Origin of the sequence: Alkaliphilus transvaalensis ATCC 700919, assembly GCF_000621485.1 — a bacterium.
Taxonomy (GTDB): domain Bacteria; phylum Bacillota; class Clostridia; order Peptostreptococcales; family Natronincolaceae; genus Alkaliphilus; species Alkaliphilus transvaalensis.
On the sequence record NZ_JHYF01000003.1, the window covers coordinates 290,068 to 312,616 of the forward strand.

Sequence of the window (22,549 nt, forward strand, 5' to 3'; positions counted from 1 at the left end):
CAATGGCTAGTATAATATCAATTAACCCAAAGAAGATAAATGAAAATAGGATTCTACCACCTTCAAAAATACAGATCAGCCATGAAAATTTTATTGCTAAAACTAGTTGTGATAGACAAATAAGCTTTATTACCTTAGAAGGTGAAAATAGACTAAGAGAAGATGAAAGAAAAGGATTTTGTCATAGTCGTTTTAAGGCAGACTTAGTAATAGAGGGGTTGAGTGTAGCTGACTTGAAGCTAAAGGACAAAGTAAGACTCGGTACAGCTATTATTGAAATTTCAGAAGTAGGTAAGGAATGCCATAAAACTTGCCCAGCTTTCTCTGAGGGAATATCTTGTGAAATAAATCAGTTGATTTTTTTTGGAAGGATTATAGCAGAAGGCGATGTAAAAATTGGTAATAAAATATACTTTATGTAAATTTAATATATAGTGATATTCATTATCTCTTTTTAGGAGGCTCTAAAAGTAATTTAACTATAATTTATGGAGTTAACCCCAATAAAGGTGGTAAACTACAATTTGGTATTTCTCATTATAAAAATGGTGAGAGAATTACTGAGAAATATCGAACTGGACTTTTAGAAGATGATACCTTTATTTATATCTTAACTGATTTAGATGTAGATGACAGAATTTTTTTAGATTCCTTTGAGGTTATTAATAATTCCTAAATTGCAATAGCAAATTGAACTAATTTATAAATTAAAAGAAAAAAATTATAAAGAGATATCTTCTTAAATGGATAGATATCTCTTTTACATATTATTACCGCCCCCCGCCCACTTACACGAATAATCATTTTTATAAGAGAATAGACTTAATAGGGGGGGATTGCAATGAAAAGGAAGCAGAAACAGAAAAAAAGAATTATAAAACCATTACTAATATGTCTATTGATCTTATTCATTTTGATAGGTCCCTATTATTTTTTTGTTTTTAGACCTAATGATGTCGATTATAATAATGTTGTAAAATCAACACCCCAGTGGACAGGTGTTATTACAATGTGGGATTATCCTCGGTTAGATCAAAAAACTGGAGGTAGTTATACTTGGATCAGTCAAAAAATTAGAGCCTTCGAAAAAAAGTATCCCGGTGTTTATATTGATTTTCAAGGGTTAACGTGGGATCAAGGGGGAAGACGAATAGAAGAGGCAATAACAAATGATCGACTACCAGATATTTTACCTGTAGGGGGAGAATATCACTACATGAACAAAGGGATTTTAGAACCCTTAGACCCTTACTTAGGGGCTGAAGAAAAAAAGAACTTTGAAGAAAACGCCATAAAGGCTGTTACCTATAATGGTGAAATGCTGGCAATGCCATGGATGATGACCACCTATGGAATGATGCTAAACCTTGATATGTTTCAACAAAAAGGGGTAGAAGCTCCAGTTAATGGACTATGGACCTATGAGGAGTTTGTTGAATCTCTTCAAGCCTTAACCTATGATAGCAAAGGAAATGGTAAGATCACCCATTATGGCTTCAACAGTTTTATAGAAGAGGGTTATTATAATTTATGGGGGATTATTTTAAGCGACGGAGCAGAAATTTTTAATGAAAGAATGGCCTATACCTTCAACGATGATCGGGCAAAGTCTGGGGTTCAAAAAATAATCGATTTAAAACAAACTTATCAAGTAACCCACCCTAAGTTTGGAGAACATAACTCTAACCAAGCATGGACTACTTTTTATCAAGATAAAAACATTGCTGTAATACCTTCTGGAACATGGTCTCTAAATGTCCTTGACCGTTTGCAAAATGAAGGAAAAGGCTTCAACTACACTGTGGCCCTATATCCAACTGGAAGTTTAGGGAAGCCAGTTGCAATGAGTAATATGGTAGGCTCCTATGGCGTATCAAAACAAGATAATGAAGAAAAATTAAGTATGATCATAGAATTTTTAAAGTTTATTGTTGAAGATGAACATCAAGCAGACCTTGGTAGACTAGGGGTTTTTCCAGTAAAGAAGCAAGTTGGAAACATTTATTTAGACGATCCCTTAATGACCCTCTTATATCAAAATCTTCATAACACAACTATTATTCCACCCCATCCCAATTGGAAGGAGATTGATACAATTCTACAGGAGGAAATAGAACAAGGTATATTGGGTAATAAAACAGTAGATCAACTTTTAAAGGATGCAGAGGCTAGAATAGCCCCTTTCATTAGGGTTGATAATTGACCCAAGGAAAGAAAAAGTATATACTTTAGTAAAGAAAAAGGATATACTTTAAATTAAGTTCTCGACATTATTTTAGAGATTTAATGGAGATAATAACAATAGAAAAAACGATATATCTATATAAATTAGGAGTGAAGGTCAATGAATAAAGCTATGCTACAAAGTTTGTTTCTAGAATTTTTACCTGTAGAATCGGTATTAATAGACGAACCAATGAGAAAACATACTTCCTTTAAAATAGGTGGTCCAGCAGATTTTTTACTACTACCTAAAAAAATAGAAGACATTCAAAGGATTATACATATTTGTAAAGTAAATGATGCTCCCTATTTTGTAATGGGGAATGGTAGTAATTTACTTGTTAGAGATAAGGGGATGAGATCCGTTGTTATTAAAATTGCTGATAATTTTAATGACGTAAAGATTGAAGGAACCAAAGTGATTGCTCGAGCTGGCGTACTATTATCAACTTTATCTAATAAGGTGTTGAGGGAAAGTCTAGCTGGTTTTGAATTTGCAAGTGGTATACCAGGAACTTTAGGTGGGGCTGTTACCATGAATGCAGGTGCCTACGGTGGAGAGATTAAAGATGTTTTGACCAGTTGTAAAGTGCTAGATGAAGAAGGTAATGTTTTAGAATTTACAAATGAAGAACTTAAATTAGGCTATAGAACCAGTATCGTTCAAGAAAAAGGTTACGTTGTTTTAGAAGTAACGATAGATTTAAGACAGGATGAGTACGATAAAATAAAGGAAAGAATTAATGAGCTAAATATTCAAAGAACCACCAAGCAACCCCTACATTTACCAAGCGCAGGAAGTGTATTTAAAAGACCTCCCGGTTACTTTGCTGGTAAGTTGATTCAAGATAGTGACCTAAAGGGAGTTAAAGTTGGGGGAGCCCAAGTATCAGAACTTCATAGTGGTTTTATTGTTAATGTTGGCAATGCCACAGCAGCGGATGTTCTTAATTTAATTAAATTAATTCAAGAAGAAGTAATGAAAAACTTTGGTGTAGCATTGCATCCAGAAGTAAGAGTAATTGGTGAAGAATAAATAAACTACACATAAGAGGAGTTTAGGCCTATGCGTTTTGTTATTGTAACTGGATTATCAGGGGCGGGTAAAAGTCAGGCAGTAAAGCACCTAGAGGATTTTGGGTATTTTTGTGTAGATAATCTACCACCTAGCCTAATACCAAAATTTGTTGAGTTATGCCATCAAACTAAAGGCAAAATAGACAAAATTGCTCTAGTGGTGGACATTAGGGGAGGCTTGTTTTTTGATGATGTTTTTACAAGTCTTGATACAATGGAAGAGCTGGGCTATAAATGCGAAATTTTATATTTAGAAGCCAGTGATCAAGCCCTTGTAAAGCGATTTAAAGAAACCCGCAGAGCCCATCCATTATCCCTAGAGGGGTCAATTATAGATGGGGTAATCAAGGAAAAGGAAAAACTTCAACAATTAAGAAAGATGGCTACCAATACTATTGACACAACTAAGCTAATCCCCTCTCAGTTAAAGGAAGTCTTAAGGAGTAGCTATCTAGAGGGGAAAGAGACCAATAATATGATGATCTCCATTATTACCTTCGGCTTTAAACATGGAGTTCCCTTAGATGCAGACCTTGTTTTTGATGTTCGCTTTCTTCCTAATCCCTATTACATTGAAGAATTAAGAGATTTTACTGGTGATGATCAAAGAGTAAGGGATTATGTTATGAATTCATCTGTCAGTGTTGAGTTCACCGAGAAACTATATGACATGATGGACTTTTTAATTCCCCAGTATATAAAAGAAGGTAAAAACCAATTGGTTATCGCAATTGGTTGTACTGGTGGAAGACACCGTTCTGTTACAATCGCTAATCTATTATATCAAAGGATGAAGGAGAAGGGGTATCGTGTCATTACCAATCATCGTGATAGTACATTGGTAAAGGAAAGGAAAAGATAAATAGATGAAGATAGAAGATTGGCTCAAACCTGGTTTACAAATCAAAAGATGGCTTTTAATAGGTATAGCAGGAATCGTGCTACTTCTTATTTCCCTTTCATATTATATTAATCTTCTAAGGTTAAGCCTTCATGGTTGGTCAAGCCTGTTAGCAGGGGTTATGGGAGTTTTATTGGTTATTTATGCCCTATATCGGGGAGTCGGATCATTATTAACCGTATGTCATTTTCAAAATAGTCTACAGGGGAAATTGGATCGTACAAAAATTAATAAAATGTTTTATGACAAAAGGATTTTAAACAAGGGTCCTAAAATTGTGGTCATTGGTGGGGGAACAGGGCTTTCAGTACTTTTAAGAGGAATAAAGCTCTATACATCAAATATTACTGCTATTGTTACAGTTGCCGACGATGGAGGTGGCTCTGGTAAGCTGAGAGAAGACTTAGGAATGTTACCGCCTGGAGATATAAGAAACTGTATCTTAGCTTTAGCAGAAATGGAACCAACAATGGAACAACTACTTCAATATCGTTTTCCAGAGGGAAGCTTAAAGGGACAAAGTTTTGGAAACCTGCTTATTGCCTCAATGAATGGCATTAGTAATAATTTTGAAGAAGCCATAAAAAAAATTAGTGAAGTATTGGCGGTTACAGGAAATGTTTTGCCCGTAACTTTAGAGAATATGACTCTTTATGCTAAGTTAGAAAACGGAACAATTGTTGAGGGAGAATCTAATATTCCCCAAAAAAGTATTGAAGAAAACAGTCCAATTAAAAAGATTTCCATTAACCCTAAACATCCAAAGGCTGTAATTGAAGCATTAGAAGCTATTCAGCAAGCAGATGTAGTTGTCTTAGGGCCGGGAAGCCTATATACCAGTATTATTCCCAATTTATTAATTAATGATATTAGAAAAAGTCTATTAGAGACGACAGCAGAAAAGGTTTATATACCAAATATCATGACCCAGCCGGGAGAGACGACTAACTATTCTGTACTAAATCACCTAGAAGCTATTTTTAATCATTTTCCAGAACTATCAATAGACCATATTTTTATAAATCAAGGGACGATTCCACAGCCCATTAAAGAGAAGTACCGTTTTGAAGGTGCGGAGTTAATTTCTACCTCCCATGAAGAAATGGTAAAAATTAAGAAGCTAGGGATAAATATATTAGAAGCTAATTTAGTTGACATAAAAAAAGAATATGTTAGGCATGATGCAGAAAAGATTTCGAAAATGATTATGGAAAATGTATTAGAAAGTAAGTTCTCCCAAAAGGGAAATAAATTGTTTAAATTATTTAATTTAAAGTGGGATAAAAGCAAAAACTAATATGTAAATTGCATTACTACTATCTTTGGGTGGCCTTTGGGTCACCTTTATTTTTTACTTGAGAAGACTAAGCGATTGTTTTTGATTTGAAGTATAAGCTTAGATAAGCAGATAGATAAGTAGGGATAAAGGAAATTGATTAAGTTGATAAACTTATTAATAAAAAGAAGGAATAAAAATTCCTAGATCATCCAAAATAATTATTGGAGGTGTTTGAAAATGAATATAACTTTAACACAAAAAGAAAGATTCTTGTTGGAAGATCAAAAAAGTCATGAAGAGCTTTGTATTAAGAAGTATACCGATGCAGCTAATCAAGCTCAAGATCCCCAACTGAAACAGATTTTCCAAAATCATGCCCAAGCAGAGCAACAACACTTAAATACAGTTAATCAACTACTAAGTGGTACTATTCCCAACATGAATCAACAACAAGGTCAACAGGGGCAACAAAATCAACAGCAAAACCAACAAGGAAACCAGAGTGGAAATCAAGCTCAGGCAAGTGGTAGCTTTAACCAAAAAGACAAAGAATTATGTCAAGACCTATTAACCACCGAAAAATATGTATCGGGTACATATGATACAACAATTTTTGAATTCACCAATACAGATGTACGACAACTATTAAATCATATTCAAAAAGAAGAGCAGCAACATGGAGAAGATATCTTCCTATATATGCAAAGTACAGGAATGTATAAGCCACAATAGGGATATTTTACTGCCAATTATTTGAAAGTCTTTTGAGGGGAACCTTGAAGGACTTATTTTTTAAAATAATAATCAAAAGCCACCTGAAAGTATGACGGGTGGCTTTTTCCATATCTAAAAAAAATTGAAATAAATCATAGAATATGTTAATTTATTAGTAATAGAAAATTATATTCAATATTTTCAAAATTAATAACCTAGACTTATAAAAATTGATATAATATAGCAATAGAAGAAACAGCAAAGGAGTGGAAGGTGTGAGACGAGAAGTAAGTGCTGGCGGTGTAGTTGTATTTGGTAATGCTATTTTAATGCTTAAAAAATATAATGGCGATTGGGTACTCCCAAAGGGTAAAGTTGAAGAAGAAGAAGCATTAGAAGATACTGCAGTAAGGGAAGTTTTTGAAGAGGCCGGTGTTAAAGTTGAAGTAATCAATTATTTAGGCCAAATTGAATATACCTTTAAAAATACATGGCATGATAATAACAGAATTCACAAAACTGTCCATTGGTTCTTAATGCAATCAAAAAATATTGAATGTGTTCCTTTGAAAAAAGAGGGCTTTATCGAAGGTAAGTTCGTTCATATTAATCGTGCGGTAGACTTAGCCAAGTACCAAGATGAAAAAGAAATTATTGAAAAAGCCATAAACTTCTTTTTTAAAAAAGATTAGCAAACCCATACACCTCCATAACCAATTTTTATAAAGATGCATCTAACGGGCTACCTCATATATACTCTCTTGTTGTCACATATAAATTTAAAAAATTATTAATTGATTGTTACTGTCTGGGGAAAATAAATTATAATAGAAAAAAGATATAGAAAAAAGATACTAGAAGGTTGTGATAAAATGTCCTTTTCGTCAAAAACCAAAGGAGAATTGGCAAGATTATTCGCTGAAGACCAATGTTGCCAATTAGCTGAACTATCAGCATTAATTCGAATGAGTGGAACATTACAATTGGCTGGTTTAAATAGATTAAATTTAAATATAATAACAGAAAATCCTTCCATTGCTAGAAAACTTTTTAGACTGATTAAGGATTTGTTTAGTATTCATACAGAAGTAATGGTACGACGAAATCCCCGTTTAAAGAAAAATAACCATTACCTTATAGGGATTACCCATCAGATGGGCAGTGATAGAATTTTAGAAAAGGTGGGAATCCTTAGACGAGAAGAAGATTCCTTTGATATCACCTATGATATCCCCGAAGATATCATTAAAAGCCAATGCTGCAAGCGATCCTACCTAAGGGGAGCCTTTTTAGGTGGTGGATCAGTGAGTGACCCGGAAAAAACTTATCATTTAGAGTTTGTTACCAACAGCTTAGAGCATAGTGAAGTAGTTAAGAATTTAGTTAATGACTTTGACTTAAATGCCAAAATTATTCAAAGAAAAGGTAGCTTTGTGGTCTATTTAAAAGAAGGTGACCAAGTAGTAGACCTTTTAAATATTATCGGGGCCCATAGTGCCCTGTTAGATTTAGAAAATGTTCGTATTATGAAACAAATGAGAAATGACATCAATAGAATTGTAAATTGTGAAACAGCTAACTTAAGTAAGACAGTGAATGCTTCAATTAGACAAATTGAAAATATAGAATATATTAAGGCAACGGTAGGGCTTCATAAGCTTCCCAACAATTTAAGAGAAATAGCTGAAATAAGGCTAAATCATCAAGAAGCTAGTTTAAAAGAGCTAGGTCAAATGCTAAACCCTTCCATAGGTAAGTCGGGAGTTAACCATCGTTTAAGAAAGATTGAAGAGTTTGCACAAAAATTATTAGATCAAAATGAGGATCAACCACCCTGTTAAGTTGCAGGGTGATTTATTTTTTTGTATTAATAGATAAAATAAGAGGGAAACAGAGGGTTTTGTCGAATATATTTCCAGTGGATTATTTTAACAACCAAAGGATTTTTAACAAAAGGAGGGGGATTAATGATTAAACTACATATATCTTCTGTTAAACCAGGAATGCGTTTAGCGAAATCTCTCCATACGACAGAGGGGAGATTATTAATTGAAGCAGGAGTCCCTCTAAAGGAACAATATATCGAAAAGTTATCAAAGGTAGGGATTGAAGATGTCCAGGTGGACTGGAATCCAGCAATAGACCGAGAACTTTATGATTGCTTTTTTTATAATACTAAAGAATATATGATTCAATTGGTGGAGGATGTCCTTCAGAGCAGTCAGTTTTCAGCCAAATTAGAGATAGAAAAGTTAAGGGAGTTGATAAGAAACCTTCTTGAAAATCTATCTAATAATAAGGGGACAATGGTATATCTAACTGATATCAGAAATATCGACTCCTATACCTTTGGACATAGTATTAATGTTTGCATTTTTGCCTTAATGATGGGTAAGATATTAGATTTTAATTCAGAAGATTTAATTGATTTAGGAATTGGAGCCCTACTTCATGATGTAGGTAAAATCGTTATTTCTAAAGAAATCTTAAATAAACCGGGAAGGTTAGAACAGCATGAATTTGATGAGATAAAGAACCACTCCCTATTAGGATATAAGTTGATTAGCGAGATAGAGGGAATATCAGAAGCATCTTGCTTAGTGGTAAAGCAACACCACGAAAGATATAATGGGACAGGTTATCCAGATGGGCTGAGGGGAGAAAATATTCATCTATTTTCTAGAATTGTGGCTATATGTGATGTTTACGATGCCCTTACTTCTAATCGTGTCTATAAAAAGAAGATCTCCCCCCATTTTGCTGTAGAGTATTTAATTTCTATGGGAAACCATGAGTTTGATTTTGAATTAGTTAAATGCTTCATTAAACATATAACTGTATTTCCTGTTGGAACACTGGTAAAGTTTAATACTGGTGAATCTGCCGAAGTTGTAGCCAACAATGAAGGATACCCTACACGTCCATTGGTTAAAATGAAATATGATGAGTATGGTAACCTAATAGAAGGTACTAGAATTTTAGATCTTACAAAGCACCTGTATATTAACATTGAAAAAGTAGTATAAATTAAGGGAATAGGAGCAATAGGGATTAATCTATATTTTAATCCCTATTGCTCTTTTTGTGTGATTTCAAGCTATCCAATAAAAAAAGAGGCGATAGAAAAAATAAAAATCTAAAAATTTTAACTAATTATAAAAAATAGACGATTTAGTGACGGTAGGTTTTATATAATTTTTTTAGAGGTGTAAAAAGGGTATTAAAACTAACAAATAATATAAAAATACATAAGAACGTTAAGCAAATGAAAACGTTTTAATTCCTGTCTATCATTAAACTTTAATTATAAAAAATCAAGAGAGGATGGTTTTATTATGACAAAGTACTTAAGCGATATCGAAATTGCCCAACAGGCAAAAATGCTTCCAATTACAGACATTGCAAAAGAATGGGGAATATTAGACGATGAACTAGAGTTATACGGAAAGTATAAGGCGAAAATTTCATTAGATATTTTTGATCGTCTAAAGGATAAGCCCGACGGAAAGCTAGTATTAGTAACAGCTATCAACCCAACACCAGCAGGTGAAGGTAAGTCAACAACTACAGTTGGTTTAGGGCAAGCACTAAATAAGATTGGTAAAAAAGCTGTAATCGCCCTTAGAGAGCCTTCCTTAGGTCCAGTATTTGGTGTAAAAGGTGGAGCCGCAGGTGGTGGACATGCTCAGGTAGTACCAATGGAAGATATTAACCTTCACTTTACAGGAGATATGCATGCGATTACAACTACCCACAACCTTCTTTCAGCAGCTATTGATAACCACATCCACCAAGGGAATGCATTAAATATTGACTTAAACTCAATCGTTTGGAAACGAGTTTTAGACATGAACGACCGTTCTTTAAGAGAAGTAATTGTTGCTTTAGGAGCTAAGTCAAATGGTGTAGCTAGACAAGATGGGTTTATGATTACAGTTGCATCTGAAGTTATGGCTGCATTATGTTTATCTAACAGCTTAATGGATTTAAAAGAAAGATTCGGTAGAATGATCGTTGCCTATAGTACTGAAGGAAATGCTATTACAGCAGCAGACCTAAATGTTCATGGAGCAATGGCAATGTTAATGAAGGATGCTATTAAACCTAACATCGTTCAAACATTAGAAAATACACCAGCATTAATCCACGGTGGACCATTCGCAAATATTGCCCATGGTTGTAACACAATTATGGCAACTAAACTTGGCTTAAAGCTAGGTGACTACTTAGTAACAGAAGCTGGTTTCGGAGCAGATTTAGGAGCTGAGAAGTTCTTAGATATCAAGTGTAGATACGGAAACTTAAAGCCAGCGGCAGTTGTTATTGTAGCAACCATTCGTGCATTAAAGATGCATGGAGGAGTAGCTAAGGCAGACCTAGGTTCTGAAAATGTAGGAGCAGTTGAAAATGGTTTTGTTAATCTACAAAAACAAGTAGAAAACGTTAGAAAGTTTGGTTTACCAGTAATGGTATCTGTTAATAAATTTGTTAATGATACAGATGCAGAAGTTAATAAATTAATGGAATTATGTAAGGCAGCTAATGTAGAGGTTGCATTAAATGAAGTTTGGGCAAATGGTGGAGAAGGTGGAGCAGAAATGGCTCAACTGTTAGTAGATATCATTGAAAAATCAGAATCAAACTTCAAGCCAATCTACGAAGTAGAATCTACAATTGAAGAAAAAGTAAACACAATTGTTAAAGAAATCTACGGTGGAGATGGTGTAATCTTTACTGCAAGAGCTAAGAAAGAAATTAAGAAATTAGAAGAATTAGGCTTAGACAAATTACCAATTTGTATGGCTAAAACCCAATATTCATTATCAGATAACCCAGCATTATTAGGAGCACCAAAGGGCTTTAAGGTAACAGTGAAAGAAGTTAGAGTATCGGCAGGAGCAGGCTTTATTGTTTGCTTAACTGGAGATATTATGACAATGCCTGGTTTACCAAAGGTTCCAGCAGCAGAAAAAATGGATATTGATGCTGATGGCAACATCGTAGGGTTATTCTAAAGACAAAAATCGATCTAAAAAGGGGAGTACATTATGATTTCAAATATGGATATATCTAAAGCAATGACAATTAAGTTAGACAATAGCCTGCCAGATATGCCTGCATTTATTGAAGGAATAAGAAGAGCACCCAATAGAGGATTTAAGTTAACCCCTGCCCAAACAGAAGTGGCATTGAAAAATGCCCTTCGATATATTCCAGAGGAGCTACATGAAACTGTAGCTCCTGAATTTCTGGAAGAACTAGTGACCTATGGTAGAATATACGGATATCGTTTCCGTCCAGCAGGAGACTTAAAGGCAAAATCTATTGACGAATATGCAGGAAACTGTCTTGAAGGTAAAGCTTTTCAAGTAATGATTGATAATAACTTAAGTTTTGATATTGCCCTTTACCCCTATGAATTAGTTACTTATGGGGAAACTGGAAAGGTATGTCAGAACTGGATGCAATACCAGTTAATTATGAAGTATCTACAGGTAATGACTAATGAGCAAACTTTAGTTATTGAGTCAGGTCATCCATTGGGATTATTTAAATCAAAACCAGATGCGCCAAGGGTAATTATCACCAATGCCCTAATGATAGGAATGTTTGATAATCCAAAAGATTGGGATATCGCTGAACAAATGGGTGTTGCCAACTATGGACAAATGACTGCTGGAGGTTGGATGTACATCGGACCTCAAGGAATCGTTCATGGGACCTTTAATACACTATTAAATGCAGGTAGAAAAATTTTAGGCGTACCAGAAAATGAAGACTTAAAAGGAATTCTATTTGTTTCTTCAGGTTTAGGCGGAATGAGTGGAGCTCAGCCAAAGGCCGTTGAAATTGCCAATGGGGTAGGAATTTTTGCAGAAGTAGATTATTCTAGGATTGAGACTAGACATTCTCAAGGATGGGTTAATTTAGTATCAGCCGACTTGAAAGAAGTATTTGATAAGGCAAAAGAATATATGGAAAAGAAAGAACCTATTTCAATTGCTTATCATGGAAATATAGTAGATTTATTACAGTATGCAGTTGATCACAACATAAAAATAGATTTATTATCAGATCAGACGTCCTGTCACGCAGTTTATGAAGGTGGTTATTGTCCACAGGGATTAACTTTTGAAGAAAGGACGGAACTTTTAAAGCTTAATCGTGAACAATTTAACAAATTAGTTGATGAAACCCTAGTTACACACTATAAATTAATCAAAACCTTAGTGGAAAGAGGCACTTATTTCTTTGATTATGGTAACGCCTTTATGAAATCTGTCTATGATGCAGGTGTTAAAGAAATATCTAAAAATGGCATCGACGACAAAGATGGTTTTATTTGGCCATCCTATGTAGAAGATATTATGGGGCCAGAGCTTTTCGATTATGGTTATGGACCTTTCCGTTGGGTCTGCCTAAGTGGTAAGCATGAAGACTTAATGAAGACCGACCAAGCTGCTATGGATTGTATTGATCCTAACAGAAGAGGTCAAGATCGTGATAACTATGTATGGATTAGAGATGCAGAAAAAAACCAGTTAGTAGTAGGTACCCAAGCAAGAATATTATATCAGGATGCAATGGGTAGAACGAAAATTGCCCTTAAGTTTAATGAAATGGTTAGAAATGGTGAAGTTGGTCCAATTATGTTAGGGAGAGACCATCATGATGTTAGTGGTACAGATTCACCCTTTAGAGAAACATCAAACATTAAAGATGGTAGTAATGTTATGGCAGATATGGCCACCCAATGTTTTGCGGGTAATGCAGCTAGGGGTATGAGCTTAATCGCCCTACATAACGGTGGTGGTGTAGGAATCGGTAAGTCTATTAATGGTGGTTTTGGAATGGTTCTAGATGGAAGTGAAAGGGTAGATAATATTTTAAAAACTGCTATGCCTTGGGATGTAATGGGAGGAGTAGCTAGAAGAGCTTGGGCAAGAAATGAGAACTCCATCAGTACAAGTATTGAATATAATCATGATAATCAAGGTACAGACCATATTACCATTCCCTTTATACCAAAGGAAGATTTAATCAAAGGGTTAGTGGAAAAGGTTTTTAATAAATAGTTATAAAACTAAGTTTTATCCACTTGGGAAATAGATCTTTAATTTTAACTTGCGTTAATGTAAAAGAAAAAACGACAAAAGAGGGGAGAAATGCAGTCATGAATAAGATTATTCAATGTGTTCCAAACTTTAGTGAAGGTAGAGATTTAGACAAAATCGAAAAAATCGTTAATCCTTTTAGAGGTAAAGATGGGGTTAAGCTATTAGACTACAGCAGAGACGAAGACCATAACCGTGTTGTTGTAACAGTTGTAGGAGAGCCAGAAGCCCTTAAGGGTGCAATGCTTGAAGCAATGGGCGTAGCAATTGAAGTAATTGATATGACCCAACACCAAGGTCAGCATCCAAGAATGGGAGCCATCGACGTTGTACCATTTATCCCAATTAAAAATGTAAGTATGACAGAGGCTATTGAGTTATCAAAGGAAGTAGCTCAAGAGGCTTCTGAAAGATATGGTTTACCAATTTTCTTATATGAAAAGGCAGCTACAAGCCCAGACAGAGAAAATCTTGCAAAGGTTAGAAAGGGCGAATTTGAAGGTATGGCTGAGAAGGTTAAACAATCAGAATGGAAGCCTGACTTTGGACCACAAGCAATTCATCCTACTGCAGGGGTTACTGCCGTTGGAGCTAGAATGCCCCTAGTAGCCTTCAATGTTAACCTTGATACACCTAGTTTAGAGGTTGCCAATAACATTGCAAAAAATGTACGTTTCTTAAGTGGTGGGTTAAGATACTGTAAAGCGATTGGGATAGATCTACAAGAAAGAGGTATTACGCAGGTTTCCATGAACATGACAGACTATTCAAAGACTGCCCTATACCGTGCCTTCGAATTAATTAAAATAGAGGCAAGAAGATATGGTGTTAATGTAGTTGGTAGTGAGATAATTGGATTATTACCAATGGAAGCTTTAATTGATACAGCAGTTTACTATCTTGGAGTTGAAAACTTCTCTATGGAACAGGTTCTTGAAACAAGAATAATGGAGTAATATTGGAGTGATGATGATGAAAAAAGGTAACATTTTGATAAAGTCAGCTGCAGAAGTAGTTACTTGCAGTGGTTTTAAGGCCAAAGGGGGAGCCGAAATGCAAGATTTAAAGGTAATCCCTAATGGGTCGGTGGTAATTGAAGATGGAGTCATAAAAGCTGTAGGCTTAACTGAAGAAATACTTAAACAATATGATGAATCAAAATATGAAGTAATTGATGCAACGGGTAAGGCAGTATTACCAGGTTTTGTAGATTCTCATACTCACTTTGTTTTCGGAGGTTATCGTGCTGAAGAATTCTCTTGGAGACTTAAGGGCGTTAACTATATGGAAATTATGGAACGTGGGGGTGGTATTCTAAGTTCTGTTAGGGCAACTAAAGAAGCCAGTCACGAAGAATTATATCAAAGTGGTATGAAACGTTTAGATTCAATGTTGGCCTTTGGGGTGACAACCGTTGAAGGTAAAAGTGGCTATGGACTAGATTTAGAGACAGAGGTCAAGCAATTAGAAGTGATGAAACAGGTCAATGAAAATCATCCCATAGATGTTATCAGTACTTTCTTAGGAGCCCATGCGGTTCCGATGGAGTATAAAGGGAAAGAAGATGATTTTATTGACTATATGACAGATGAGGTTTTACCAGTTGTTGCAGAGAAGCAGCTGGCAACCTTCTGCGATATCTTCTGTGAGAAAAAGGTATTCTCTGTTGAACAATCGAGAAGACACTTAACTAAAGCAAAGGAGCTGGGCTTTAAAATTAAGTTGCATGCCGATGAAATTGTTCAACTAGGAGGTGCTGAACTATCAGCAGAACTTGGAGCAGTTTCGGCAGATCATTTATTGCAGGCATCTGATCAAGGGGTGGCGGATATGGCAGAGAAGGGTGTCATAGCAACCCTACTACCAGGAACAGCCTTTAGCTTAAAGGAAGACTTTGCCAGAGGTAGATATATGATTGATCAAGGCTGTGCAGTAGCCCTAGCAACAGACCTAAACCCAGGAAGTTGCTTTACAGAATCAATTCCTTTAATTTTTTCTTTAGCCACATTATATATGAAGATGACGACAGAAGAAGCGATTACTGCCCTTACCATTAATGGTGCAGCAGCTGTCGATCAAGCCGATACAATTGGTAGTATTGATGTAGGGAAAAAGGGAGATGTGATTATTTTGGAGTTTCCATCCTATCACTTTATTCCCTACCACATAGGTGTTAGTACGGTAGAAAAAGTAATTAAAAACGGTGTTCTTGTTTTTGATAAAGAAAGGGGAGACGGTAAGTTATGTTAGGAGCAATGGGTCTTAAGGAATTTTTAGAGAAAACAGCATCAAGTGATCCAGTACCTGGTGGCGGAAGTATTGCAGCTATGAGTGGCGCAACAGCAGCTGCGTTAACAGAAATGGTTGCTAATCTTACAATTGGTAAGAAGAAGTATGTTGAAGTAGAAGAAGAAATGAAGGAAGTTGCCAGTAAAGCAAATGAACTTAGAGAAAAACTAATTGGTGATATCGACCGAGATGCTGCATCCTTTAATAAGGTAATGGACGCCTTCAAGCTTCCAAAGGAAACTGACGAAGAAAAAGCAGCAAGAACAGAAGCAATACAAGCTTGTACGAAGGAGGCTGCTCTAGTTCCACTAGAAGTAGCTAAGGAAGCCTTCAATATGATGGGAATCATCGAAGCAGTAGTTGAAAAGGGTAATTCAAATGCTGTAACTGATGGAGCTGTGGCAGCGATGATGGCAAGAACAGCAGTATTATCTGCCCTATGGAATGTAAAAATTAACTTATCTTCTATTAAAGATGAAGCCTTTGTTGCTGAGGTAAGCCAAGAGGTGAAGGAATTAGAAGAAAAAGTTCAAGTAAGAGAAAAGGAAATATTAAGCAAGGTAGTATTGTAGAAACATTATAAACATAATATAAACATTGTGGAAACATCATAGAAATGGAAAGAGAAAAAGACATCCTCCTATAAAAATGGGGGATGTCTTTTTGTAGGAAAAAATTTATGTGAATTTGAGTAGACAATCATCAGATGGGTAGATATAATTAACATATAGAATAATATAATGTGTTCAAAAACTTGACAGTTTAGCTAGTCAAAATTATGTAATAGGTGGATATACCAAGATTTGAGGCTAATGATCAAAGTTATTAGAAAGAAAGGTGGGGTTTAGGAAAACGTTTAACTGTTCAAAAAGTTTACAGAAGAAAAATCTAAGGGGGAAATAAAAATGAGAAAAAACAAGGGTTTAAGATTTATTGCTATTTTTGTGTTAACGATGGTAATTGCCTTTGGGGGAATTGTACCAGGTACATATCTAGTGGCAGAAGCCAATCATTTTACAGAAAGTCAGATGTATCCATTACATTTTTTAAACATCTATGAAAGAACCGTTACCTATAACCTTGCCCCAGGCACTGTTTTGGTTATGTACCCGGGAAATAATCGAACTGTGTATACTTATTGGGCAGCTGAGGGATTATTGGAGAACAATACTGTTAAAACAATTGTGATGGCAGGGGTGGGAAGTAGTTCGTTAGGAACAGCGGCTTTTGCAAAACAAGTTGCAAATGAATTGGGAGAGCCTGTAGCAGGAATTGTAACAGGTTGGGGAGATTCGACAATTTGGTATTATGGGACTCAAGGTTATTATGTTGGACGCCCAAACAACATTGATGGAACATATTATACCAATGCAGCCTCGTATAAGTTATACGATTTGTATCGTGCTGGTGCACATCCCTACCGAGTTGTTGGACATAGTAAAGGGAGTTTAGATATAGCTAATGCCTTATTTAGGTTAAATAACGAAGGTAGAAGTAGCTTGTACAATGAAACGACTTTTATATCTTTTGGAATTGGTGTAAATAGACCAACAGGATTAGCTAATTATCGTGGATATCTAGGTACAGAAGATAGTCTCGGAGAACTAAATACAACCAGCTACACTGACTTAACAAGGGTTAATGGTGCAGAACATCATACAAATCCATTGGTAGCTAAGTATTTACCTGTAACAAGTAACCGTTTAGCTAGATAAATCAAATTTTAATAGTAGGTTCACCCTTTCTGGGTGAACCTTTATTACGTTCTCAAAAGTTGACAAAACTAAGGTTATCAATCCATTAATTTTTGGTAACAAATAAAGGAATCAGACCCTTGTTGTAGAAATAGGTAGCAAAATGACGTATGAATTATGACTATCTTGTAAAACAGTTTATTATATTAGTCTAAGGCGGGACAGTAACTTTGTTTATGCTATAAAAATAATCAAGTAGAGGTGAGGAAATGATTTTAGAGACTTTGAGCTTTATTGGAGAAAAACTGAATGAAAATGAGGTTCTTTGGGCTGTTGGAGCTTCACTTTTGCTAAATCAATATGGCTTAATAGACAAACCAAATGATATTGACCTAATGGTAGATCAAAAAGATTATCCAAAGGTACATCAGATATTAAAGGGATTAGGTAGTGAAGTTAGTATCGAAACAAAATCATCAGATTATGAAACTGAATGCTTTAGTAAATACATAATTAAGGGTGTATCAATTGATGTAATGGCTGGTTTTATAATAAATCATAAAGAAGGACAATATAAATATGAGTTTGATTCTAGTTCAGTCAATGAAAGGTTATTAATTAATGATGTTGAAATTCCCTTTACTGCATTAGAAGATTGGTTTGTTTTGTATCAGTTGATGAAAAATAGAGAAGCTAAAGTAAGATTGATAGAAGACTATTTGCTAACGGCAGGTATTAAAAGAAAAGACCTATTAGAAAGAGCATTAACGAAGGTTTTACCTAAGGAAGTAAAAGAGAAAATTAGTAACTTTCTTTAAGGGTGAAAAGGACTAAAAGAATGATAAGGATTAAAAGGATTAAAAGAATAAAAAAGCTTAATCATAAATTATTTTGATAAATAAACGATTAAAAATAGGAGTGATGAAATGGAAATATTAATAACGAAAGCAGATTCTTCGACAGAGGATATTTTAGTAGATTTTAAAACCCCCTATGGTGAAGGAAAAGCTTTTTGGAATGGTGTTAAGGTGTTTAATCCAGAAGAAAATCAGAAATATAAGGTGGAGTTCGATATATCTGATCCGCTAGTTTGGGGAAAAGAGATCCATTTGAGTGAAAGGAATACCTTCCATCTGTCTGCCACTGATGAAGGGGTTCAACTGACTGGAAGGTTGGAAGAAGTTGATGAAGATGACATTGCTATCTTGAAATTTGGTGAAAGTATTATTCAATTAGAGGTAGAAGGGAAAAAGTTACCCATTGGTAAATTTGTTGATATTTCAACAGGATTTTTAGAAATATATGAAATAGCCTATTAAACTTGGATGTAGAGTCCAAGTTTTTTTCTCTCTTTTTGGCAAGGCTTTTCTTTTCTTCTTAATAAAAGGATTTTTAGTTCCTATCAAGAATTAATAATAGATTAGCATCCAACAGCAGGGAGGTTCAACCGATGAGGAATATAGAAGTAAAAGTATTCAATACACCCACCGTTTTTAAAGCTGAAGAAAAAATTCTATTTCCCTTCCGAAAGGCTGAGGCTTTATTTTATTACCTTTTAGTTAAGGGAGAATCTACTAGAGATGAGCTAGTAAACCTCTTATGGGGAGAAATAGATGAAGAGACTGCAAAAAAGAATCTCAGAAATGCCATGTACAAAATTAGAAAGGTTTTTGACCTTGACATTATTATCTCCCCACAAAAATCAATTGTGATGCTTAATCCTGAAATTCAAATTAAAACAGATTTAGAAATTTTTTTATCTTCGAAAAATGAGGGTCTTGAGGTATATACAGGAGAATTTTTACAGGGCTTTTTGGTGAAGGATGGAGAGGCCTTCGAAGCGTGGATGTATCATACGAGGGAGCAATATAAAGATGCCTATATTGCTAGGGTAAATAAAAAGATTGAAGAAGAAATGAATAGAGACCATTGGGGGGAGATAGAGCATTATGGTAAGCTTTTAATTACTGTCGATCAGTTTGATGAAAGAGCCTATCGAACCCTAATGAAGTTATATATAAAAGAAGGGGCCTATAACAAAGGAATCGATTTATACCAAAAACTATCTAAGACATTAGAGTTGGAATTAGGAATTAAGCCTGATTCAGAGACAAAAGTAATCTATGAAAAACTATTGAAATTAAGGGATCTTCAAGAAAATCAAGTGAAAGAGTCCTATGAAAACTATTTCTACGGAAGAACTGAAGAGCTAACCATGCTAAGAAAAGATGCCCAACTATTTACTAAGGGAGAAGGGGGTAAGTCCTACTTAATTGTTGGAGAAGCTGGAATAGGTAAGACTAGGCTAAAAGATCAGTTTCTTAGGATGATTAACAGTGATGATATTTATATATTCAATGCTAATTGCTATCAAGCAGAAGAAAAATATATTTTAAAACCTTGGAATGGTATTTTTTCAAAAATAGCAGATTTACTAAATAAAGAGAAGATATCAATCCCCGTAATTTGGCGGAATGTTATTTCATACTTCTTCCCTATTTTTGCTACAGAAGGTAGTCTTCCTACAGTTAATCCTGCAAATCGTATGGATTCTATGCAGTATCAGGTGGCAGAAGAGGCAGTACAAGGGTTATTTAAAAAGCTTTCAGAAAAGAAAAAAATTCTATTAGTTTTTGAAGACCTTCAATGGATTGATTCTATCAGTTTATCTTTATTAAGTAGTATTCTTTTACATGATAATAAAAGTAAAGTAATGTTTATTGGAACATGCCGTAACATCCAAAATGAAAGGATAGATCGATTTTCTGCTTTACTTACCAAATATGACTTAATGGAAAAAATAGTGATTGAAAGGTTTAACGAAACACAGGTAAAGGAGTTTATAGATGGTGCATTGCCAAACTTTACAGTATCTGATGAAATGAAGGAAAAAATATATGAAGAAACAGAAGGGAACACTTTCTTTTTAGTGGAATTTTTAAACTCAATTAAGGAAAGTAGAAATATAGGTGAGATGTCCACTAAAATGAAGGATATCCTCAATAGCAGATTGATAGACATATCAGAAGAAGGACGAAAAATACTAAATATCGTTTCATTATTTTTTGATAAAGTATCATTAGACCTATTAAAGGAGTTAGTTGGAAAAGATGAGTTAGAAGTTATGGAGATGATGGAAGAACTTCAAAACAAATGTTTAATTAAAGAGGATCACGAAGACGACAAAATCAATTTTCTATTTACCCACCAAAAAATTAGAGAGTTTATTTATTTACAACAGTCCATTGCTAAGAGAAAACTATTACACAATAAAATAGGTCTAATACTTGAAAAACAACTAAAAAATGAGAAAAGCGATATGCTTATTTATTCTAGATTGATCTATCATTTTTCCAATAGTGGAAATAAACTGTTAGCCTTAAAATATCAGATGAAGAACGTTGATGCCTATTTAGAGTTTACCCACGAACTATTTCCAGTTTTAAGTAGTAATCTGCAAATGAAGGAAAAAAGTCTGTATTTAACTAAAGATGAGTCTAAAAAGCAAATAGATGAACTAGAGAACATACTCAAGAATATTTCTGAAGAGGAAAGACTTAGAGAAGAGATGATTGACCTACAGGTTGCCTTCTATCATATGAAGGGGAGGTTTTTAATACGGGAAGGTGAATATGATAAAGGAATAAAATATATCCAAGAAATGATCACCTATGCCCTAGAGATCGGCAATTATGATTATGGATTAAAGGGCTTTAAGCAAATGATTTATTATGGTATTCAAACTTATAATATTCCTTTAATGAAGGAATACCTTCAGCAGGGACTAGAAATGGTTCATTATAGTAAAATCAAAAAGGAAGAAGCTATTTTCCTTAGATTAAAGGCTGTAAGCAAAATCATGTCGGCAGAATATGATGAAGCAGAAGAGATCTTAAAACAGGCAATAGGCCTCTTTAATGATATCAGTAAAATGGAGGATAAGTATGCCTTGAATATTGCCGCCAGCTATAACTATCTAGGTGAAATTAGACGATATAAAATGCAGTTCAACCCTGCCCTACATTACTATGATAAAGCAATGGCAATTTGTGAAGAGAAGAAGGTAACTAGAGGGTTAACCATCTTTAGTACGAATGCAGGTCAGACGGCTTTTGATATGGGAGACTATGAACGAGCCAAAGTATACTTTGATAAGGCTCTAAAAATCTATAGGCAATTTGATGTTCTATGGGGGCGGGCAATTGCTGAAGGGTATATGGCACTATTGATGATTAGAAGGGGAAATTATAAAGGGGCTTTAGAAAGTTTAAAAAGGGCAGAGGTCTATGGAGAACGGATTAAAAGTCCTTACGAACTTGGGTTAATCTGTCGTGTAAAGGCAGAAATAAAGTCTAATATGAAGAACAATGAAAAACTCCAGAAGGTTTTTGAAAATTATTTACGTGAAGATTTAGAAGTATATTGTAATAAAGGGATTTCATATTTAAAACAAGTTAAGGAAAGTTATGAAATTCAGATTTTAGAAGTATTAAAAAAGGGTAAAGAATAGATAAACGAGGAAATTGCATAATTAATATTAAATTTATATTAATACAAAATGAAAACTTCGCTGTTTAGTGTTCAATGAGTAATATATTATTTTATCAAGGAAATTACTCATTTCACAATGCACGACTCAGCTTTCATCTTTGCATAAAACGAATATAAATTCGGAGTTATTGTATTATGCAATTTCCTCAAGTGTAAGATTACTACTTATATTTTTCCATATTTTCGTTTATAATCTAAGTAGTGACAATAAAAAGAGGAAATATATCCTAAATATAATATAAAGGAGAAATTAAAATTGGAAAATAATCATAACCATCAACATTGTGGACACCACCATGACCACGACCATCATCACCCTGATCATGACTGCTGTTGCGGACATGATCATCATCATGAACATCAAACAATTAAGCTGTTGTTAGATGATGACAGAGAATTAGACTGTACAGTGTTAGAAATTTTTCAAGTTGAAGAACAAGAATACATTGCCCTTTTACCAGAAGGAGAGGAAAATGTACTAATCTATCGTTTTAATGAAGAAGAAGAGGGCCCGCAATTAGCAAATATAGAAGATGAAGAAGAGTTTCAAACTGTTTCTGATGTATTTTTAGAAATGATGCAACAGGGTGAAGAGGAAGAAGAGATTACAGAAGAATAATCTTTTACTAAGAGAACTTACTTTCATGGATTAGAATCAAACGTACTTATATAACTATAAGTACTGATTCGAAACCATGATAGTAGG

The 22,549-nt window shown here is 34.5% G+C and carries 19 protein-coding genes; all 19 read left to right on the top strand.

All coding sequences use genetic code 11. The features are described from left to right. The first annotated feature begins 2 nt into the window (after positions 1-2). The 19 genes from T335_RS0105835 to T335_RS0105925 all read left to right on the top strand — a co-directional run bounded on the left by T335_RS0105835 (position 3) and on the right by T335_RS0105925 (position 22,462). Positions 3-422 carry an MOSC domain-containing protein gene (locus T335_RS0105835; protein ID WP_026476702.1) on the top strand — a complete coding sequence of 140 codons (420 nt, stop codon included), beginning with the start codon at positions 3-5 and terminating at the stop codon, positions 420-422. Between the two features lie 419 nt (positions 423-841). Continuing rightward, the gene (locus tag T335_RS0105840) at positions 842-2,203 is read left to right on the top strand and encodes an extracellular solute-binding protein (protein ID WP_034327807.1); all 1,362 of its coding nucleotides are present in this window, start codon (positions 842-844) and stop codon (positions 2,201-2,203) included. 141 nt (positions 2,204-2,344) lie between these two features. Beyond that, the gene (gene murB, locus T335_RS0105845; protein ID WP_026476704.1) at positions 2,345-3,259 is read left to right on the top strand and encodes a UDP-N-acetylmuramate dehydrogenase; all 915 of its coding nucleotides are present in this window, start codon (positions 2,345-2,347) and stop codon (positions 3,257-3,259) included. A gap of 30 nt (positions 3,260-3,289) precedes the next feature. Beyond that, on the top strand, positions 3,290-4,162 hold the full coding sequence (gene rapZ, locus T335_RS0105850; protein WP_026476705.1) for an RNase adapter RapZ: 873 nt from the start codon (positions 3,290-3,292) through the stop codon (positions 4,160-4,162). Between the two features lie 4 nt (positions 4,163-4,166). Beyond that, positions 4,167-5,498 carry a gluconeogenesis factor YvcK family protein gene (locus T335_RS0105855; RefSeq protein WP_026476706.1) on the top strand — a complete coding sequence of 444 codons (1,332 nt, stop codon included), beginning with the start codon at positions 4,167-4,169 and terminating at the stop codon, positions 5,496-5,498. A gap of 219 nt (positions 5,499-5,717) precedes the next feature. Then, positions 5,718-6,212 carry a spore coat protein gene (locus tag T335_RS0105860; RefSeq protein ID WP_026476707.1) on the top strand — a complete coding sequence of 165 codons (495 nt, stop codon included), beginning with the start codon at positions 5,718-5,720 and terminating at the stop codon, positions 6,210-6,212. A 257-nt stretch (positions 6,213-6,469) separates the two neighbouring features. Next, positions 6,470-6,886 carry an NUDIX hydrolase gene (locus T335_RS0105865; protein ID WP_026476708.1) on the top strand — a complete coding sequence of 139 codons (417 nt, stop codon included), beginning with the start codon at positions 6,470-6,472 and terminating at the stop codon, positions 6,884-6,886. A gap of 180 nt (positions 6,887-7,066) precedes the next feature. After that, positions 7,067-8,035 (top strand): DNA-binding protein WhiA, encoded by a 969-nt coding sequence (gene whiA, locus T335_RS0105870; RefSeq protein ID WP_026476709.1) that lies wholly within the window; start codon positions 7,067-7,069, stop codon positions 8,033-8,035. Positions 8,036-8,161: 126 nt separating this feature from the next. Then, positions 8,162-9,220, top strand: a complete 1,059-nt coding sequence (locus T335_RS20015; RefSeq protein ID WP_051569163.1) for an HD-GYP domain-containing protein — start codon at positions 8,162-8,164, stop codon at positions 9,218-9,220. Positions 9,221-9,529: 309 nt separating this feature from the next. After that, positions 9,530-11,209, top strand: a complete 1,680-nt coding sequence (locus tag T335_RS0105880; RefSeq protein ID WP_026476710.1) for a formate--tetrahydrofolate ligase — start codon at positions 9,530-9,532, stop codon at positions 11,207-11,209. 33 nt (positions 11,210-11,242) lie between these two features. Then, positions 11,243-13,270, top strand: a complete 2,028-nt coding sequence (locus T335_RS0105885) for a urocanate hydratase (RefSeq protein WP_026476711.1) — start codon at positions 11,243-11,245, stop codon at positions 13,268-13,270. Between the two features lie 98 nt (positions 13,271-13,368). Next, positions 13,369-14,265: a glutamate formimidoyltransferase gene (gene ftcD, locus T335_RS0105890; protein WP_026476712.1), complete on the top strand. Its 897-nt coding sequence runs from the start codon at positions 13,369-13,371 to the stop codon at positions 14,263-14,265. Between the two features lie 16 nt (positions 14,266-14,281). Further along, positions 14,282-15,559, top strand: coding sequence for an imidazolonepropionase (gene hutI / locus T335_RS0105895; protein WP_026476713.1), 1,278 nt, complete (start codon positions 14,282-14,284; stop codon positions 15,557-15,559). Further along, on the top strand, positions 15,553-16,170 hold the full coding sequence (locus T335_RS0105900; RefSeq protein ID WP_026476714.1) for a cyclodeaminase/cyclohydrolase family protein: 618 nt from the start codon (positions 15,553-15,555) through the stop codon (positions 16,168-16,170). The genes hutI and T335_RS0105900 overlap by 7 nt, the downstream gene beginning before the upstream one ends. A 333-nt stretch (positions 16,171-16,503) precedes the next feature. Next, on the top strand, positions 16,504-17,313 hold the full coding sequence (locus T335_RS0105905; protein ID WP_026476715.1) for a hypothetical protein: 810 nt from the start codon (positions 16,504-16,506) through the stop codon (positions 17,311-17,313). 248 nt (positions 17,314-17,561) lie between these two features. Next, positions 17,562-18,110, top strand: a complete 549-nt coding sequence (locus T335_RS0105910; RefSeq protein ID WP_026476716.1) for a nucleotidyltransferase family protein — start codon at positions 17,562-17,564, stop codon at positions 18,108-18,110. Positions 18,111-18,218: 108 nt separating this feature from the next. Next, a complete protein-coding gene (locus tag T335_RS0105915) occupies positions 18,219-18,611 on the top strand; it encodes a hypothetical protein (RefSeq protein ID WP_026476717.1) in 393 nt (130 codons plus the stop codon). A 131-nt stretch (positions 18,612-18,742) separates the two neighbouring features. Then, on the top strand, positions 18,743-21,802 hold the full coding sequence (locus tag T335_RS0105920) for an AAA family ATPase (RefSeq protein ID WP_026476718.1): 3,060 nt from the start codon (positions 18,743-18,745) through the stop codon (positions 21,800-21,802). 297 nt (positions 21,803-22,099) lie between these two features. Further along, positions 22,100-22,462 carry a DUF1292 domain-containing protein gene (locus T335_RS0105925; protein ID WP_026476719.1) on the top strand — a complete coding sequence of 121 codons (363 nt, stop codon included), beginning with the start codon at positions 22,100-22,102 and terminating at the stop codon, positions 22,460-22,462. Positions 22,463-22,549: the final 87 nt, after the last annotated feature.

Excerpts from the sequence above, each read along its gene's own strand:
- T335_RS0105880 (WP_026476710.1), top strand. The coding sequence starts at position 9,530 with ATGACAAAGTACTTAAGCGATATCGAAATTGCCCAACAGGCAAAAATG.
- murB (WP_026476704.1), top strand. The coding sequence starts at position 2,345 with ATGAATAAAGCTATGCTACAAAGTTTGTTTCTAGAATTTTTACCTGTA.
- T335_RS0105855 (WP_026476706.1), top strand. The coding sequence starts at position 4,167 with ATGAAGATAGAAGATTGGCTCAAACCTGGTTTACAAATCAAAAGATGG.
- T335_RS0105905 (WP_026476715.1), top strand. The coding sequence starts at position 16,504 with ATGAGAAAAAACAAGGGTTTAAGATTTATTGCTATTTTTGTGTTAACG.
- T335_RS0105915 (WP_026476717.1), top strand. The coding sequence starts at position 18,219 with ATGGAAATATTAATAACGAAAGCAGATTCTTCGACAGAGGATATTTTA.
- hutI (WP_026476713.1), top strand. The coding sequence starts at position 14,282 with ATGAAAAAAGGTAACATTTTGATAAAGTCAGCTGCAGAAGTAGTTACT.
- ftcD (WP_026476712.1), top strand. The coding sequence starts at position 13,369 with ATGAATAAGATTATTCAATGTGTTCCAAACTTTAGTGAAGGTAGAGAT.
- T335_RS0105885 (WP_026476711.1), top strand. The coding sequence starts at position 11,243 with ATGATTTCAAATATGGATATATCTAAAGCAATGACAATTAAGTTAGAC.
- rapZ (WP_026476705.1), top strand. The coding sequence starts at position 3,290 with ATGCGTTTTGTTATTGTAACTGGATTATCAGGGGCGGGTAAAAGTCAG.
- T335_RS0105860 (WP_026476707.1), top strand. The coding sequence starts at position 5,718 with ATGAATATAACTTTAACACAAAAAGAAAGATTCTTGTTGGAAGATCAA.
- whiA (WP_026476709.1), top strand. The coding sequence starts at position 7,067 with ATGTCCTTTTCGTCAAAAACCAAAGGAGAATTGGCAAGATTATTCGCT.
- T335_RS0105840 (WP_034327807.1), top strand. The coding sequence starts at position 842 with ATGAAAAGGAAGCAGAAACAGAAAAAAAGAATTATAAAACCATTACTA.
- T335_RS20015 (WP_051569163.1), top strand. The coding sequence starts at position 8,162 with ATGATTAAACTACATATATCTTCTGTTAAACCAGGAATGCGTTTAGCG.
- T335_RS0105910 (WP_026476716.1), top strand. The coding sequence starts at position 17,562 with ATGATTTTAGAGACTTTGAGCTTTATTGGAGAAAAACTGAATGAAAAT.
- T335_RS0105900 (WP_026476714.1), top strand. The coding sequence starts at position 15,553 with ATGTTAGGAGCAATGGGTCTTAAGGAATTTTTAGAGAAAACAGCATCA.
- T335_RS0105920 (WP_026476718.1), top strand. The coding sequence starts at position 18,743 with ATGAGGAATATAGAAGTAAAAGTATTCAATACACCCACCGTTTTTAAA.
- T335_RS0105835 (WP_026476702.1), top strand. The coding sequence starts at position 3 with ATGGCTAGTATAATATCAATTAACCCAAAGAAGATAAATGAAAATAGG.